The organism is Psychrobacter cryohalolentis K5 (genome assembly GCF_000013905.1).
GTDB classification, from domain to species: Bacteria; Pseudomonadota; Gammaproteobacteria; order Pseudomonadales; family Moraxellaceae; genus Psychrobacter; species Psychrobacter cryohalolentis.
Genome location: NC_007969.1, coordinates 2,101,982 through 2,118,615, shown reverse-complemented (window position 1 = coordinate 2,118,615; position 16,634 = coordinate 2,101,982). Strand labels below are relative to the sequence as shown.

The window sequence follows — 16,634 nt, the reverse complement described above, 5'->3', positions numbered from 1 at the left end:
AATTTTCATCTTATTACTACCGTATCATTTATAGGCACCCATGGTTATGACCCAACGTATCGCCGTATTAGGCGCGACAGGCTCGATTGGCGACAGTACGTTAGCCATCTTGGCGGCACAACCACAGCATTACGATGTTTATGCCTTATCTGGATATCACCGTTTAGATAAGCTGCTTGCGCTTTGTCAGCAGTTTGCTCCTAAGCGGGTAGGCGTACCGACAGCTGCGGTTGATGAGTTTGCCAAGCGTCTTAGCGAGGCAGGACTTGATATCGAAGTAGTCGGTGGCGAAACAGGCCTCGTAGATATCGCTACCGATTCACAAACTGATACTGTCGTTGCTGCTATTGTTGGCGCCGCAGGCTTGCCTTCTACTCTAGCTGCTGCCCGTGCAGGCAAGCGTATCTTACTAGCGAACAAAGAAGCGCTGGTGATGGCAGGGCAAGTGATGATCAATGCGGTCAAAACGCATCATGCAACTTTGCTGCCGCTTGATTCTGAACATAACGCTATCTTTCAGTGTTTACCATTTGCCATTCAGCAGGATAATACCCAAATTCACCGACTAAATCATGGCGTGCGTAAGCTATGGCTAACCGCTTCTGGTGGACCGTTCTTACAGCAGTCATTTACGCAGATGCAGCAAGCTAGTGTCGCTGAAGCGGTCAAACACCCAAACTGGTCGATGGGACAAAAGATATCTGTCGATTCTGCCACGATGATGAACAAGGGGCTTGAGCTGATTGAAGCCTGTCATTTATTTGATTTGCCTGAAAATAAGATAAATGTGGTGATTCATCCACAAAGTATCATTCACTCAATGGTAGAATATAGCGACGGCAGCTTTTTGGCGCAGCTTGGCAGCCCAGATATGAAAACGCCCATCGCTCATGCGCTAAGCTACCCTGACCGTATTGACAGTGGCTCGCAGCCATTAGACTTATTTGCATTAAGTGGTTTAGAGTTTATCGAGCCTGATTTGCAAAAATTTGCCTGCTTACGTCTGGCACGAGAGGCGATGCAAACGGGTACTCACGCGACCATCATTCTAAATGCGGCGAATGAGATTGCAGTATCGGCATTTTTGAATAATCAAATTCGTCTGACGGATATTGCTGATATTAATGAGCAAGCATTGAATGAGATACAAGTGTCGGCATTAACTGAGACGGCTGATATTGATGAGATTTTAGCAATCGATAACCTAGCGCGTCAGCATACTGAGAAGCTGGTGGCAAGATTGGTTTAGATGTATCAAGTGCTATCGCCTTTATAATGATGTTAAGAGTACCTACTGAGAAAAGATCATGACGTTTCTATTAACACTCCTTGCGGCAATATTTGTCTTAGGTCCGCTTATTGCTTTGCATGAGTGGGGTCATTATATTGTAGCGCGTCTTTGCGGCGTTAGAGTGCTCACATATTCTATTGGTTTTGGTCCTAAGCTTTTTGGCTGGACCAGCAAAAAAAGTGGCATTGATTATCGTATCTCGGCATTACCCCTTGGTGGATATGTCAAAATGCTTGATGAGCGTGAAGGTGAGGTGGCAAAAGATGAGCAGCATTTAGCATTTAATCGTCAGCATCCGCTTAAGAAAATAGCTATTGTGGCTGCTGGTCCTATCATGAACTTCGTTATTGCCATTGCATTGTTCTGGGTGTTATTTATGACTCCCTCAGAGCAGCTTGCCACCAAGATTGGTCAAGTATTGCCGGATACGCCTGCCGCGATAGCACAGTTGCCTGCCGGTGATAAAATCGTTGCGATTGACGGTCATGACGTACAGACGTGGGAAGGGATTAATTATCGCCTTGCTGGGCGCATGGGCGAGACAGCCAATATAAGCGTGACGTTGCAATCAGAAGCCAATAATAATGCAACCAAAACTTATCAAGCACCTGTAAAAGAATTTATGCAAGGTGCCGCACAAGGTAAAGATGCCTTATCAAGCTTTGGTATGATACCGTGGCAACCAAATATTGCACCGATAGTCGGTGATGTAACGCCTGATGGCGCGGCAAGTCGTCAAGGTCTCAAGGCTGGCGACCGCATCACTGCTATCAATGATGAAGCCATTAATGACTGGATTAGCGCCACTCGTATTATCCGTGACAATCCTGAGACTTTGCTTACATTTAGCGTGTTACGTAATGATAAGCCGATTGAATTACAGATTATGCCGCAAGGTAAAAAAGACAATTTAGGTAACGATTATGGACAAATTGGTGCTATGGTGGCACAGTCTGAGATTGTCATTCCTGATGCGTACAAAACTACGGTGGTCTATGGTCCAGCTGAGTCGTTAATCAAATCGTTTGAGAAAACTGAGCAATTGGCTGTTATGACTGTCAGCTCAATGGGCAAGATGCTATCAGGTATGATAGGTCTTGATAACTTATCAGGTCCGATTACCATCGCAAAAGTCGCTAAGCAAAGTTTTGATATCAGTTGGCAAATGGTATTATCTACCGCAGCCTTAATCAGTTTGAGCCTTGCGGTTTTGAATTTGTTGCCCATTCCAGTATTAGATGGCGGTCATATTGTCTATTATCTGATTGAGCTGATACGTGGTAAGCCACTCTCTGAAGGCGTGCAAATGGTAGGCTTAAATATTGGTTTACTCTTGCTGGCAGGTTTCATGGTGTTAGCAATTGGTAATGATATCAGTCGGCTGTTTTGATGATATAGCATACTTCTTGCACGGTAAGATGCGATAGACTAATGGTTTTATGCTTATCCTGTATCTATTGTTAGGCTAATAAGCAATTTCTTTTATCGCCGTGCTGCTGTACTAATTTTATATTTTAGTTTATTTTATGACGCGTTTTATATAAAGTGTTCTGAGTCTGTTCCCTAAGTGTTTACGATATGACACAAAAGAGACCAGATAAGATGTGCTTTTCAACTTAACTTAAGCAAGTTTTTTATTGACGGATAGTGTTTATGCGTACGCCTTTATTTATGAGCGCGGCTGGGTTGCCGTTAGTTGTAGCAATGATGAGTATGCCGGTTCAGGCTGCAGAATTTGTGGTCACTGATATTGGCTTTAATGGTCTACAACGCCTAACACCTGATAGTTTATATCCAGTACTGCCTATTACAATAGGTGATACGGTCAATGATGCAAATCTGGCTGCCAGTATCAAAGCACTATATGCCACCGAAAACTTTGCTGACATTCAAAGCCGTATCGAAGGCGGCAAGCTGCGCTTTGATGTCGTTGAACGTCCGACGATTGCAGAAGTTAATTTTGATGGCAACAAACTTATTCCCAAAGAAGGGCTTGAGCAAGGCTTAAATAATGCAGGTCTTGATGTGGGTAATGTGCTTAAGCAAGCAACCCTACAAGGCGTTGCAAACGAGCTACAACAGCAATATATCAGCCAAGGTTATTACAATAGTAATATTGAAGTCGATCAGACGCTGCTTGATGGCAACCGCGTCAAACTTGATGTGCGCTTTATCGAAGGCAAGCCGGCCAAAGTAGTTGATATCAATATCATTGGTAATAAGCACTTTAGTGATAAAGAAATTAAAGAAGTCTTTGCAGTAAAAGAGTCCTCGTGGACGCGTCTATTATCTAAATCTGATCGTTATGCGAAAGAGAAGCTCGCGGCAAGTTTAGAAAATTTAAAAGCCCTGTACCTAAATGATGGTTATGTACGCTTTTCGGTAGACAATGCGGTGCTCAATATCAGTGAAGATAAGAGCAGTGTATTTATCGAAGTCAGTCTTAGCGAAGGCGAGCAATATCAGTTTGGCGAAATTAATTTCTTAGGTAAGCCAACTTTTGAAACCAGTAAATTAAAAGAGCTGGTCACTTTTGGTGCTAAAGAAAAGTACTCACAAGCCAAGCTTGATGCCACCACTGCCGCTCTTAAGAGTCGTTATGGTAATGAGGGTTATTATTTAGCGCAAATCAGACCAGTACCCCGTATCAATGATGAGACCAAAGTAGTCGATATCGATTATTATATTGATCCTGCACGTCCTATTTATGTGCGCCGTATCAATTTTACTGGTAACTTAAAAACCCAAGATGAAGTATTGCGCCGTGAAATGCGTCAGTTGGAAGGGTCATTGGCTTCTAGTGATAAGATTCAGCTGTCACGTACGCGTTTGATGCGCACAGGATTTTTTAAAAATGTTAACGTTGATGTGAAGCCGGTTCCTAATCAACCAGACCAAGTCGATGTAAACTATACGGTTGAAGAGCAGCCATCTGGTAGCTCAACCATTGCTGCCGGTTATTCACAAAGTGGCGGTGTTACCTTCCAGTTAGATCTTACCCAAAATAACTTTATGGGTACTGGTGACCGCGTTAAAGCTTCTTTGTCACGCTCAGAGACACGTGATTCTTATAGCTTGGGATATACCGATCCGTATTTCACAGAAAATGGTGTATCACAAGGTATCAGCGCTTATTACCGTGAAACCAAATACGATGATCGAAACGTTAGTAACTATGTTACCGACGCTTATGGTGCAACGTTGAACTATAGCTATCCGGTTGATGAAACCAAACGTGTGAGTGCGGGCTTAAACGTTGATAACACCACAGTACGTGGCGGTAGCCGTCTAGGTGTATCAAGCGTTCAGCAGATTATAGATGACGGTGGTACGTTCGAGAAATTCAATAATGATCAAGATGAATTCTCTGGTCGTACGGGCTTTAAAAACGAATATCAAAGCTACAACTTACTATTCGGTTGGGATTACAGCACTTTAGATCGTCCCGTATTTCCGAATAAAGGCATGAGTCATACAGTCGATGCGACTATTGGCTTAGGTGATGCCAGTTATCAGAAACTGGTTTATCGTGGTAACATTTATCAACCTATCTATAAAGATTGGGTTGCTCGCGGTTATACCAAGCTTGGTTATGGTAACAATTTACCGTTTTATGAAAACTTCTATGCTGGTGGTTATGGTTCAGTACGTGGTTATGAAGCATCAACGCTTGGACCTAAATCACAAAGCTACAATGATGCGATAAATGATGATGTGCGTTTTAAAGACGAAGAAGTTGGTGGTAATGCGCTAGTCAGCTTTGGTACTGAATTGATTTTACCAATGCCATTTAAAGGCGATTGGGCGGATCAAGTACGTCCAGTACTATTTGCTGAAGGTGGTCAGGTATTTGATACCACTGACAAAGAAAATCGCACCTTTATTGATCCAGCTACGGGCGACGATACTGGTGTACCCCTATTAACACAGGACAATAAATTGCGCTTTAGTGCCGGTTTAGGCGTCACTTGGTATACGCCAATTGGTCCGATTTCTTTGAGCTATGCTGTACCTATCGGTGACAAAGAAGGCGATGAGACTGAAAAAGTCCAGTTCCAAATTGGTAACACTTTCTAAGCGCTTGCTACTTACATGTTATTAGGTAAAGGGTTTGATTCTTGTTATTCAGCCCTTTAGGTAATTGAAGCGTTCGTTAGATTTAGCCGGTCGTCAAGATGATATCTCAACTTGACGACCCTCTCATTCCTGCCAATACTAATACTGATTATGATAACGATTGAGCAACTCATCTCCCAGATTGAGCAGCGTCAGCCTGTTCTTAACAAGGCTGAGCTTAGCGCTGAGCAGCGCCGTCTATCCTTAGAGGGTATTGGTAATTTAACGATGGCTAATCGGCAGCAGTTGAGCTTTTTGGCCAATCCTCACTATCTTTCTAGTCTAGCTAATACTGATGCTGGGGCAGTACTCATCACTGAAGAGCATCATGAAGAAGTGCCAAATGATACGGTAGCTTTAATTGTTGCTGTCCCTTATTTGGCTTATGCTAGTGTGAGTCAAATTTTTGCTCGCCAACATTCATTTAGCGGTATTCATCCGACAGCCTTCATCGCCGACAGTGCCGTTATTGGCAATAAAGTGACTATCGGCGCTTTTTGTGTCATCGGTGAGCAAGTGCAGATTGGTGATCGCAGCGTGCTTGAGGCTCATGTAGTCATCGAGGATAATACTACCATTGGTACAGATGGTGTTATCAAATCACAAGTGGTGATAGGACATGACTGTATTATTGGTAGTCATGTTAGGTTGCACGCTGGGGTGACGATAGGCTCGGAAGGCTTTGGCTTTGCACCCACTGCCAATCCTAGTGTCACAGGTTGGGAGCGTATTGCACAGTTAGGGCGTGTGCTGATAGGTGATCATGTACGCATTGGCAGTCAAACCTGTATAGATCGCGGTGCCATCGATGATACGGTGATTGGAAATCATGTTATTATTGATAACCTCGTACAAGTAGCACACAACGTCCGTATTGGTGATGGTACGGCTATCGCTGCTCATACAGGTATTGCAGGTAGTACTACAATTGGCAAACGCTGCATTATTGGCGGGGCGGTCGGTATTACCGGACATATTGATATCACAGATGATGTTACCTTATCGGGTATGACTATGGTCACTAAGTCAATCACCACTGCCGGATCTTACTCTTCTGGCACGGCTGCTATGCCAACTGCTAACTGGCGCCGTGCGGCTGTCCGTTTTCGCCAGCTTGGTCGTGATTAGCGTTTAAAGATTCATAGTTAAAGAAAATTGATACTTAGATTATTTATAATATTAAAACTCAGCAAAGCTTTACTCTCAAGCAAGACTTTAAATACAGCAAGGAAGCGCTACTATGAGCACTAGCAATATTGATAACCCAACGGCAGAAGACATCAAAAGCTTGGCTGAACAAGGGTTAACGTTGCCATTAACTTATCATACATTAAAGCATTATTTGCCACATCGTTACCCATTTTTATTGGTGGATAAGATAGTTGCTTGTACACCAGGCGAATGTATTACGGGCATAAAAAACGTCACCATTAATGAAGAGTTTTTTAATGGGCATTTCCCTGATGAGCCTATCATGCCAGGCGTATTGATGGTTGAGTGCATGGCTCAGGTATCAGGTGTTCTGGGTTTTATTAGTGCAGGACTGACGGCAGAAGATGGCTATTTATACTTGTTCGCAGGGGTTGATAAAGTGCGCTTTAAGCGCCGTGTTATCCCTGGTGATCAGCTGATTATCCGCTCTAAAATTGTGATGCAAAAGCAGGGTATGTATAAGTTTGATTGTACTGTACATGTTGAAGATGAGCTTGCGGTTAGTGCTCAGATTATGATTGCCCGTCAGGAGCAATAAACCGCATTAGTCACTTTGAATAATGCATGAAACATCTAAACCATGATGTGAATGCTTATTTAATAGCATCATCTTATTTTTTAACAAAGGCAGCTTTAGGCTAGTTAATTTCACTAAGCTGTCTGTATTTGTTTTACTAATTTAATTGCATTCGATGATACAAAGGCCTCTATTATGAGTCAGATCCATCCCACAGCACTCATCTCACCGTCTGCTACGATTGATAAAACCGCAACCATTGGCCCTTACTGTATTGTCGGTGATGAGGTTACTATTGGTGCACATACTGTATTGCATCGCCACGTGGTCGTCACTAGATTGACTCGTATCGGTGAATACAATCAGTTTTATCAATTTTCAAGCATTGGCGAAGACCCGCAAGACCTCAAATACGCAGGTGAGCGTACTTGGCTTGAGATTGGTGATCATAATACCATTCGAGAAGCCTGTAGCTTGCACCGTGGTACTGAGCAAGATGGTGGGTTGACAAAAATTGGCAACCATAACTTGCTCATGGTTAACACTCATGTGGCTCATGATTGCTTGATTGGCGACCATAATGTATTGGCTAATAATGTTGGCGTCGCAGGTCACGTTACCATTGGCAATCATATTATTGTCGGTGGCAATTCAGGCATTCATCAGTTTTGTACAATTGATGATTATAGTTTGGTTGGTGGTGCAACGTTGGTCTTAAAAGATGTAGCGGCGTTTACCATGGTTTCAGGTAATCCTGCTAAGGCACATGGTCTTAATATTGAAGGTATGCGCCGTAAAGGCTGGTCTAAAGATAGCATCGACGTGCTGCGTCAAGCTTATCGTGTGGTATTCAGATCTGGTTTAACGACAGTGCAAGCACTTGAAGTATTGAAACAAGATCTGCTGCCAAAAGAGTCAAAAATCGAATTTTTAATCGATTCGCTACAGAAAAGTCGCCGCGGAGTCGTGCGCTAAATTCTGTTTTGATACATCAGTAGCTCATTTTAAATAGTTTTTACCACCGAAACTAAATGTTATAAATAGTAATCATAAATATAAAAAGCCATAACTAATAGTTATGGCTTTTTATATTTATGATTACTTGACTTTTTTAGTTGCTTAGCAGAAACTGAGCCTCTACAACAATGTAAACAATTCTTTCTTAATGTTGCTGGATGCATCACATTGATGCATAGAGTAAATAGTCAAATATTATGGACAGCTATTTATAATAATCAAGGATGATTATAAGCAATATTAATTGAAGCATGAGGAAGGAAAAATGGCTAGTAATAAACAAGATCATGCGCAGTGGAGCTCAAGTTTTGGCTTCGTACTTGCAGCAGTAGGCTCGGCAGTCGGCTTAGGAAATATTTGGAAATTCCCTTATATGGTAGGTGAAAGCGGTGGTTCAGCTTTTGTTATTGCCTATTTGTTCTGTATTGCTTTGGTTGGTTTTCCTGTATTGGTCGCTGAGTGGCTCATTGGTCGCCGTGGTCAAAAGAATCCTATTAATACCTTTAAAGATGTTGCTGTTAGTGAAGGTAAGTCAAGTAGCTGGGGTATTGTCGGTGCAACTGGTATCTTAGGTGGTTTTTTAATTCTCTCTTTTTATAGTGTCATCGGTGGCTGGGCGCTGAACTATATCACTAAAGTTGGCACGGGCAGTTTTGCCGGTCAAAACAGTGACTCTGTCGCTGCAACCTTTGATGGAATGCTAGCATCAGCAGGTACGCTAACGATTTGGCATACGGTATTTATGATCATTACTGCACTTATCGTAGGTATTGGTGTGACACGCGGTATTGAAAACGCTGCTAAAATCATGATGCCATTACTGGGTGTGATTTTATTTATCATTGTTGGTTATAACGTGATAAATGGTGGTTTTGGTGAAGCGGTTAATTACTTGTTTGCACCTGATTTGAGCAAGTTGACCGTTGATGTAATGCTAGCGGCATTGGGTCATGCTTTCTTTACCCTATCTATTGGTATGGGCATCATGGTGGCTTATGGTTCATACTTAGGTCGTGAAGTGAACTTACTAAAAACTGCTCGTACGGTTGTTATTTTAGATACAGTTATTGCCTTAGCAGCTGGTTTGGCCATTTTCCCAATCATCTTTAGCAATGGTCTTGATCCTGCATCAGGTCCTGGTTTGATTTTTGTCAGTCTACCGATTGCTTTTGGTAGCATGGCTGGTGGTACGATTATTGGTACTTTGTTCTTCTTATTGATTACCTTTGCTGCTGTGACATCGTCGATATCATTGCTAGAGCCAAGTGTCGAGTTCTTAGAAGAACGCACATCTATGAACCGTACGATGTCTACCATTGCTGCTAGTACCGTGATTTGGCTATTGGGTATCGCTGCGCTATTGTCGTTTAACCTATGGAGCGACTTTACTATCATGGGCAACGGCATCTTTGATGCACTAGACAAACTTACCAGTAAGTTCTTATTACCGCTAACCGGTCTTGCAGGCATTATCTTCTTTGCTTGGAGAATGGACCAACGTAGCATTCAGCAAGAGCTTAATTTATCAAACGGTACTTGGCAGATTTGGCAAATCGTTACTAAATTTGTAGCGCCAATCGCAGTTATTGTGGTATTTGTGGCTGCATTGGTAGGCTAATCATTTATTCTTGATATGTATCCTGTTGATAGTTAGCTTGTCAAAATTTAGTGAACAAAAAAGGCTTAAGGTTGATCTTAAGCCTTTTTTTGTATTTTATATCTGAATAGCTAATGTCAAATTACTATTAACGCAAATTCAGCTCTGGCACCGTCTGTCCGCGTTTGCTATAAAATTCATTCACGAACTCATCAAATTTATCTTGTTCGATGGCATCTCTGATATTTTGCATCAAACGTTGATAGTAACGTAAGTTATGAATCGTCGCTAACTGCGCGCCAAGCATCTCTTTACATTTATTCAAATGCGATAAATAAGCACGACTAAAATTCTGGCAAGTATAGCAATCGCATTCAGGGTCTAATGGACCTTCATCGGTGCGGTATTGGCTATTGCGTATACGTACTACGCCCGCATTGTCGGCGTCGCCTGTGACAAAATAATGACCATTACGCGCATTCCGGGTTGGCATGACACAATCGAACATATCGACACCGCGGCGTACTCCTTCAACGAGATCTTCAGGCTTACCGACACCCATCAGATAGCGCGGCTTATCAGCAGGCATGTCATCTGCGATATAATCTAGGACGTCTATCATCTCTTCTTTTGGCTCGCCAACAGACAAACCGCCAATGGCATAGCCATCAAAGCCAATTTCAAGCAAGCCTTCTAGTGATTGCTTGCGTAAATCAGCGTACATACTGCCTTGAATGATGCCAAATAACGCATTGGTACTGCCAAGATTTTTATGCTCATCAACGCAGCGTTGTCCCCAACGTAGTGACAACTCTAAAGACTTTTTAGCTTCATCGTGAGTGGCAGGATAGGGCGTACACTCATCAAACTGCATCACGATATCTGAGTTCAAGCTATATTGAATCTGCATCGATTTTTCTGGTGATAAAAAGACTTTAGCACCATCGATAGGTGATTTAAAAGTCACACCTTCTTCAGTGATCTTACGCATCGCGCCAAGACTGAATACCTGAAATCCGCCAGAGTCAGTCAAAATAGGCTTATCCCAATGCATGAATTTATGTAAGCCACCGAATTTATCAATAATGTCGGTACCAGGGCGTAACCATAAATGAAAAGTATTGCCCAAGATGATATCTGCGCCAATTGCTTCAATATCACGTGGTAGCATGCCTTTAACGGTACCGTAAGTACCTACTGGCATAAAGGCTGGCGTTTGTACATCGCCATGATTGAGGTGGACTGTACCACGGCGTGCGCGAGTGACACCACTGGCTGTTTTATGTAAGACAAATTGCATAAGGTAACCGCTATATGAGCTATGAAAATGGTGCTAATTATAGCATTGTTAGGCTTTTTTTGGTTATTGATGTTTATTTAGCTTAGATTTCATGGGGTGTTTTTAGTCGACTATAACTAAAAGCTACAGACATCGTGATCAAGTCATTGCTAAAGTAGAAAACAGACCAAAACCCAAGTATTAATACCTTATATGCTTTTGGACAATGGAGATAAGTCATGACCAAAAGAAATTACTTAAAGAGCAGCTTATTGTTAAGTAGCCTATTATCGATATCAGGAGCAGCTATGGCTACCGAAGAGCCGAAATATACTGTCTTGTCGCAAACTGAACATTTTGAATTGCGTCGTTATGATGAGCAATTGGTGGCGCAAACTTGGGTTTCTGGCGATCAAAATACCGCCAGTCGGGCAGGGTTTAAGGTGTTAGCGGATTATATATTTGGTAACAATACCGCGCCAAGTGGCGAGAGTAGCAAAATCAGCATGACTGCCCCTGTGACGATGCAATCTGAAAATAAAAATAGCAGTGATGAGTCACAAAAAATAGCCATGACAGCGCCAGTGAGTATGCAACAAAACGATGGAAAATGGCGTGTGCAATTTACCATGCCAAGCCAATACACGCTGCAAACGCTACCAAAACCAAATAATTCAAATATTGAGATTGTGAAAGTACCCGCTAAGACTTACGGTGTTATTAAGTTTTCAGGGCTTGCTGGCAGTGAAAAGGTGGCTGCGAAAACGGCAGAATTACAGTCTTGGATGCAGGCGCAAAAATTAAAGATGTCAGGTGAACCTGAATTGGCACGTTACAATCCACCATGGACACTGCCATTTATGCGCCGCAATGAAATAATGATCACTTATCAGCAAAAATAACTCATAAAAAAGACAGCAATTGCTGTCTTTTTTATATCCAAATTCAGAATATTAGCTTCAGCTATTTTGCTCGCGAATGATGTTCAGCATACGGCGTAATGGCTCAGCCGCGCCCCATAATAGTTGGTCACCAACGGTGAATGCGCCTAAATACTCAGGCCCCATATTAAGCTTACGCAGGCGACCTAGTGCAACCGTTAAGGTGCCGGTTACTGCAACAGGTGTTAAGCGGTTCATAGTGGCTTCTTTATTGTCTTCAACCACGTCTAACCACTGATTACCGCTATTCTTCAGTGCTGCTTCAATCTCTTTTAGTGGAATGTCTTTTTTGAGCTTAATCGTTAAGCCTTGTGCATGACAGCGCATCGCCCCAACGCGAACACACATACCATCGATAGCAATCTTATCTGCTTCAGAGTTGCCAAGGATCTTATTGGTTTCAACACCACCTTTCCATTCTTCACGAGACTGCTTGTTCTCTAATTGTGAGTCGATATAAGGAATCAAGCTACCGGCCAATGGCACGCCAAAGTATTGTTTAGGAAAATCGTCTGAGCGTTGAGTCTGAGCGATTTTTTTATCAATCTCAAGAATGGCGCTAGCAGGATTGGCAAGCTCATCTTTAACAGCATCACGTAATACACCCATGCCTTCAATAAGCTCACGCATGTTGTTAGCGCCTGAACCACTAGCGGCTTGATAAGTCATGGCGCTGACCCATTCTACCCAACCTTTATTAAACAGCTCACCAATTGCCATCAGCATTAGTGACACAGTACAGTTGCCACCGATAAAGTCTTTTTTACCCTCAGCGAGTGCATTATCGATAACAACTCGATTAACCGGATCAAGAATGATGATGCTGTCATCTTCCATGCGTAAGGTACTTGCCGCATCAATCCAATAACCAGCCCAACCACTATCCCGCAGTGGTTGATGTACTTTTGAGGTATAGTCGCCACCTTGGCAGGTAATAATCACATCACAAGCGGTAAGGGCGTCAATATCATGAGCATCTTGTAGTTGGCTGGTCTTAATACCATCAAAACTTGGCGCATCACCGCCTGCATTACTGGTTGAAAAGAATACTGGCGTAATACCGTCAAAATCTTTTTCTTCCATCATACGTTGTAACAATACTGACCCGACCATACCGCGCCAGCCTACCAAACCTACTGTTAAATCACTCATCAAACTCAATCCTTTTTTACAATAAATTGTTGCATCGCCAACCAATAACAATGCCGTGAATAGCTCCAAAAAGCAAGGTTTTTTGATGGGTTTCGCGGGTTTTACTAGCACTATTAACTATGATAGTTATAACTTTGAGTTATGGTCATTCTTCTAGCTCTGCTAATGAATGAGAAATGATATTCATCATGAGTGAAATATCGACTTTGATAACAGAATAAGCACAGACGTAAGCCTGATCTTTGTAATGTTTTATAGTATCTATTAGGTAATTAGTGTTCAATAGTAGGCGCAGGTTGTCTGGAATGCTAAAGTAAGCCTTTATATATACTGCTTACCTTAAGCACTTTTCGTTTTTATGTTTTTTATTTAAATATTTTTATATGCATTTTATTAAGAGAATTTATCGTTTAGCTATTATAGACGCTAAGCCATAATAATAACGAACATAATCAATGGCATAACTGTTGATTTGATAAATGGTCGATACACATGATGGATTTCTCCTTTCTATATTACGGTGCGCAAGGACTGGCAGGGCTCGTTGCATTTATCACTATTTGGGGATGGCTACCACTTGATAATTGGTGGGTACGCGGTGTGGATTTCCCTCGTATTCAAATCATGATACTTGGTATCATTGCTTGGCTTGGCATGGTGGTATTTGGACCTCAGTGGCAGCTAGAACAATGGCTGTTGTTTGCGGCTTTGAGTATTACGTTAGCCTTTCAGCTCAGAATGGTATTGCCCTATACTCTGCTATGGAAGAAAGAAGTACAAAATGCCAAAGATAAGCCGGATGTTGAGGAATATCAGTTAAAAATCATGGTTTCAAATGTGTTGACCACCAATGATGATACTTATAAATTGGTTGAGTTAGTACAACAGAAACAACCTGATATCTTAATTACTTTAGAAAGTGATGAAAAATGGGAAAAAGCGCTTGATCAAGTTGAGTCTGATTACCCTTATACAGTAAAAGTGCCTTTAGATAATTTATATGGTATGCATCTTTATTCTAAGCTTGAGCTGATAGACCCTGAGATTAAATATTTGATCATTGATGATATACCTTCTATTCATACTCAGATACAGTTGCAAGGTGGGCGCGTCATTTGGCTTTATTGCTTGCATCCTATGCCCCCCAGTCCAACAGAAGCTGATAAATCTACGACCCGTGATGCTGAGCTATTGATGGTTGGCAAGCATATTAAAGACAATAAGCAAACGGCCATATTGGCAGGTGATCTTAATGACGTTGCTTGGTCACAGACCACACGTCGTTTTCAACGTATTTCAGGGCTACTAGATCCCCGTATTGGGCGACATTTTATCAATACTTTTCACGTTAACTATCCTTTTTTACGTTGGGCATTGGATCATCTTTTCCATAGCGCTTGCTTCACAGTGATTGATATTGAACGTTTACCTTCGATTGGCTCTGACCACTTTCCTGTGATGACAACGTTGCAATATGAGCCAGAAGAGGAGAGTAATCAAAAAGGAAATGCTCCTACAGCACAAGCAGCCGACTTTAAAGAGGCGGAAAATAAGATCGAAGCAGGCAAAAAAGAAGGTTGCAAGGTGTCTAAAGAGCATGAAGAATCGGAATAGAAGTGAAATTCAGCAGAATCCTAATAAGCAAAGAATACCTGCTAACGAAGTAATTCAGACGTAAGCAAATGCTTACGTTAAATAAGGTCTTTAGCCTCTAGTCGCTGCACATCAATTGTCTTAGAATACATCCATCAACACAAGGATACGCAAGGATGTAGTGTTGAGACAGTATCAATAATAGGACAGGACAGCCCACTGTCTCATGGATTACTGTTTATGACTTAGGATGAGTCAACACGGAAGAGATAACAATAATAATATGAAAAACCATAGCCCCGAACCAATCGCCCTAGGTTCGGGGCTTTTCTTTGTGCTTACGTTATTAATTTATATATTTTTACTCGTTCTTTTTATGCTTGAGCATTTATGTATCTGCTATTATTTTCAAGTAAATAACAAATCAAAAGGCATAAAAAAAGGATATACGCACCGGCATATACCCTTTTTTATAAAATACTTTGACTGGTTATTTAGTTCACTTGATCATTAACCAAGCACTTGGATATAAGCGCCAGCACGTAACTCTTGTAGCCAGTCTTCTTTGGCTTGTGGTGCTAGGCGTTGATATAGAGCTTGACGTGCCATAGTGCGACGATACTCATCGCTGACATCTTGTTGACGCTTACCTTCAACTTTGAGTATGTGCCAACCAAATTGCGTTTTAAACGGGGCAGAATAGTCACCGACAGCTGTGTTTTTCATCATTGCTTCAAACGGAGCAATCATTTGATCTTCACCAACCCAATCTAAATCGCCGCCGCGCCCTGCTGAACCAGGATCGTCTGAATACGTTGATGCTAGACTATCAAAGGCAGCACCATTACGTAGCTGACTATATAGGTCGTTAATTTTTTGCTCAGCAAGAGCATCTGTTTGTAGCTCATCAACTTTAACCAAGATATGACGAGTATTCCACTGAGGAACAAGCATGGTATCATTGGCTTTTTTATTGGCAAGCTTAATAATATCGATACCTTCAGGGGTGACTAAAGGCGCACTCACAGCGCCAACCTCAAGTTTGGTAATCTCGCTCGATAGCTCAGTTGGGAGGGCAGCGGCTTTATGAAAGCCCATATCACCACCTTGTAATGGGATAGGGTAGCTGCCTTGACTGGCTGCAATCGCTTCAGCGACATTGACATTTGGCACAAGAAGGCGTGTACGTAACTTTTGTGCCACTTTTAAAGCGTCATTACGCTGTGCTTCTGATAGGCGACTATAGTCATCCATATATGGAACACGGACATGGACTGTCTGATACTCACTTTGGTTCAAGCGTTTGGCTTCAGGTGATGCCAAAAATGCATCAATATCCTGCTCGCTAATACGCACACGATTGGTGATTTGACGCTGTTGTAAGGCTTGAATAGCGGCATCTTCAATCAACTGCGCGCGCAAAGTCGCGTAGCTGCCCGATTGCGCTGAGTCTAAACGCTGTTGTAAAGCGGCGATGCTATTTAAACCTTCTGCTTTTGCTATTTGTTCTAAGCGCTTATTGATAGACGCTTCATCGGGATTTAAACCAACACGTTTGATCAAGGACAGCTGTAGTTCGCGCAAAATAAGGGCGTTTAATACTTCTGACTGTAACTGTGCTGAATTGGCAATAGGTTCACCCGCCGCTTTTGCACGTGCCTGTGTCTGAGCAATGGCAGCAATGAGATCACTTTTTAAAATCGCATTTTCATTCACCAATGCAATTATGCCATCTGTACTATTGGCAGGCGTTAAACGGGCCACGTTGTTTTTTTGAGTTGTCGTCGCTTGCGCTTTTGCAGAGTTCACCGTTGCTGCTTGGGCACTAACGCTCATACCAAGAGCAGTCATTAAGCCCATCGATAGGAATACTGCTTGGCTTGTTTGGCGTAAAGAAAAAAATCTCATGATGCTCCTCA

12 protein-coding genes are annotated in these 16,634 nt (G+C 42.2%); 9 read left to right on the top strand and 3 right to left on the bottom strand.

Features of this window, described 5'->3' with window-relative positions:
* The first annotated feature begins 40 nt into the window (after nt 1-40).
* From ispC to PCRYO_RS08695, 7 genes are all read left to right on the top strand, one after another.
* A complete protein-coding gene (gene ispC / locus PCRYO_RS08725) occupies nt 41-1,249 on the top strand; it encodes a 1-deoxy-D-xylulose-5-phosphate reductoisomerase (RefSeq protein WP_011514035.1) in 1,209 nt (402 codons plus the stop codon).
* Nucleotides 1,250-1,307: 58 nt separating this feature from the next.
* A complete protein-coding gene (gene rseP, locus PCRYO_RS08720) occupies nt 1,308-2,681 on the top strand; it encodes an RIP metalloprotease RseP (protein WP_011514034.1) in 1,374 nt (457 codons plus the stop codon).
* A gap of 263 nt (nt 2,682-2,944) precedes the next feature.
* Nucleotides 2,945-5,368, top strand: coding sequence for an outer membrane protein assembly factor BamA (gene bamA / locus PCRYO_RS08715; RefSeq protein ID WP_011514033.1), 2,424 nt, complete (start codon nt 2,945-2,947; stop codon nt 5,366-5,368).
* 150 nt (nt 5,369-5,518) lie between these two features.
* A complete protein-coding gene (gene lpxD / locus PCRYO_RS08710) occupies nt 5,519-6,535 on the top strand; it encodes a UDP-3-O-(3-hydroxymyristoyl)glucosamine N-acyltransferase (protein ID WP_011514032.1) in 1,017 nt (338 codons plus the stop codon).
* Between the two features lie 112 nt (nt 6,536-6,647).
* Nucleotides 6,648-7,157 carry a 3-hydroxyacyl-ACP dehydratase FabZ gene (fabZ, locus tag PCRYO_RS08705; protein ID WP_011514031.1) on the top strand — a complete coding sequence of 170 codons (510 nt, stop codon included), beginning with the start codon at nt 6,648-6,650 and terminating at the stop codon, nt 7,155-7,157.
* 174 nt (nt 7,158-7,331) lie between these two features.
* A complete protein-coding gene (lpxA, locus tag PCRYO_RS08700) occupies nt 7,332-8,111 on the top strand; it encodes an acyl-ACP--UDP-N-acetylglucosamine O-acyltransferase (protein WP_011514030.1) in 780 nt (259 codons plus the stop codon).
* A 307-nt stretch (nt 8,112-8,418) separates the two neighbouring features.
* Nucleotides 8,419-9,771, top strand: coding sequence for a sodium-dependent transporter (locus tag PCRYO_RS08695; RefSeq protein WP_011514029.1), 1,353 nt, complete (start codon nt 8,419-8,421; stop codon nt 9,769-9,771).
* 127 nt (nt 9,772-9,898) lie between these two features.
* Here PCRYO_RS08695 and tgt read toward each other — a convergent pair whose 3' ends face one another.
* The gene (gene tgt / locus PCRYO_RS08690) at nt 9,899-11,050 is read right to left on the bottom strand and encodes a tRNA guanosine(34) transglycosylase Tgt (protein WP_011514028.1); all 1,152 of its coding nucleotides are present in this window, start codon (nt 11,048-11,050) and stop codon (nt 9,899-9,901) included.
* Nucleotides 11,051-11,268: 218 nt separating this feature from the next.
* Between tgt and PCRYO_RS08685 the strand changes: the two genes are divergently transcribed.
* Nucleotides 11,269-11,931, top strand: a complete 663-nt coding sequence (locus PCRYO_RS08685) for an SOUL family heme-binding protein (protein WP_011514027.1) — start codon at nt 11,269-11,271, stop codon at nt 11,929-11,931.
* A gap of 57 nt (nt 11,932-11,988) precedes the next feature.
* Here the strand turns inward: PCRYO_RS08685 and asd are convergent, their stop codons facing one another.
* The gene (gene asd, locus PCRYO_RS08680) at nt 11,989-13,122 is read right to left on the bottom strand and encodes an aspartate-semialdehyde dehydrogenase (RefSeq protein WP_011514026.1); all 1,134 of its coding nucleotides are present in this window, start codon (nt 13,120-13,122) and stop codon (nt 11,989-11,991) included.
* Nucleotides 13,123-13,614: 492 nt separating this feature from the next.
* Here asd and PCRYO_RS08675 point away from each other — a divergent pair, with 492 nt between their 5' ends.
* Nucleotides 13,615-14,736 (top strand): endonuclease/exonuclease/phosphatase family protein, encoded by a 1,122-nt coding sequence (locus tag PCRYO_RS08675; RefSeq protein ID WP_011514025.1) that lies wholly within the window; start codon nt 13,615-13,617, stop codon nt 14,734-14,736.
* 489 nt (nt 14,737-15,225) lie between these two features.
* Here the strand turns inward: PCRYO_RS08675 and PCRYO_RS08665 are convergent, their stop codons facing one another.
* Nucleotides 15,226-16,623, bottom strand: coding sequence for a peptidylprolyl isomerase (locus PCRYO_RS08665; protein WP_011514024.1), 1,398 nt, complete (start codon nt 16,621-16,623; stop codon nt 15,226-15,228).
* Nucleotides 16,624-16,634 lie beyond the last annotated feature (11 nt).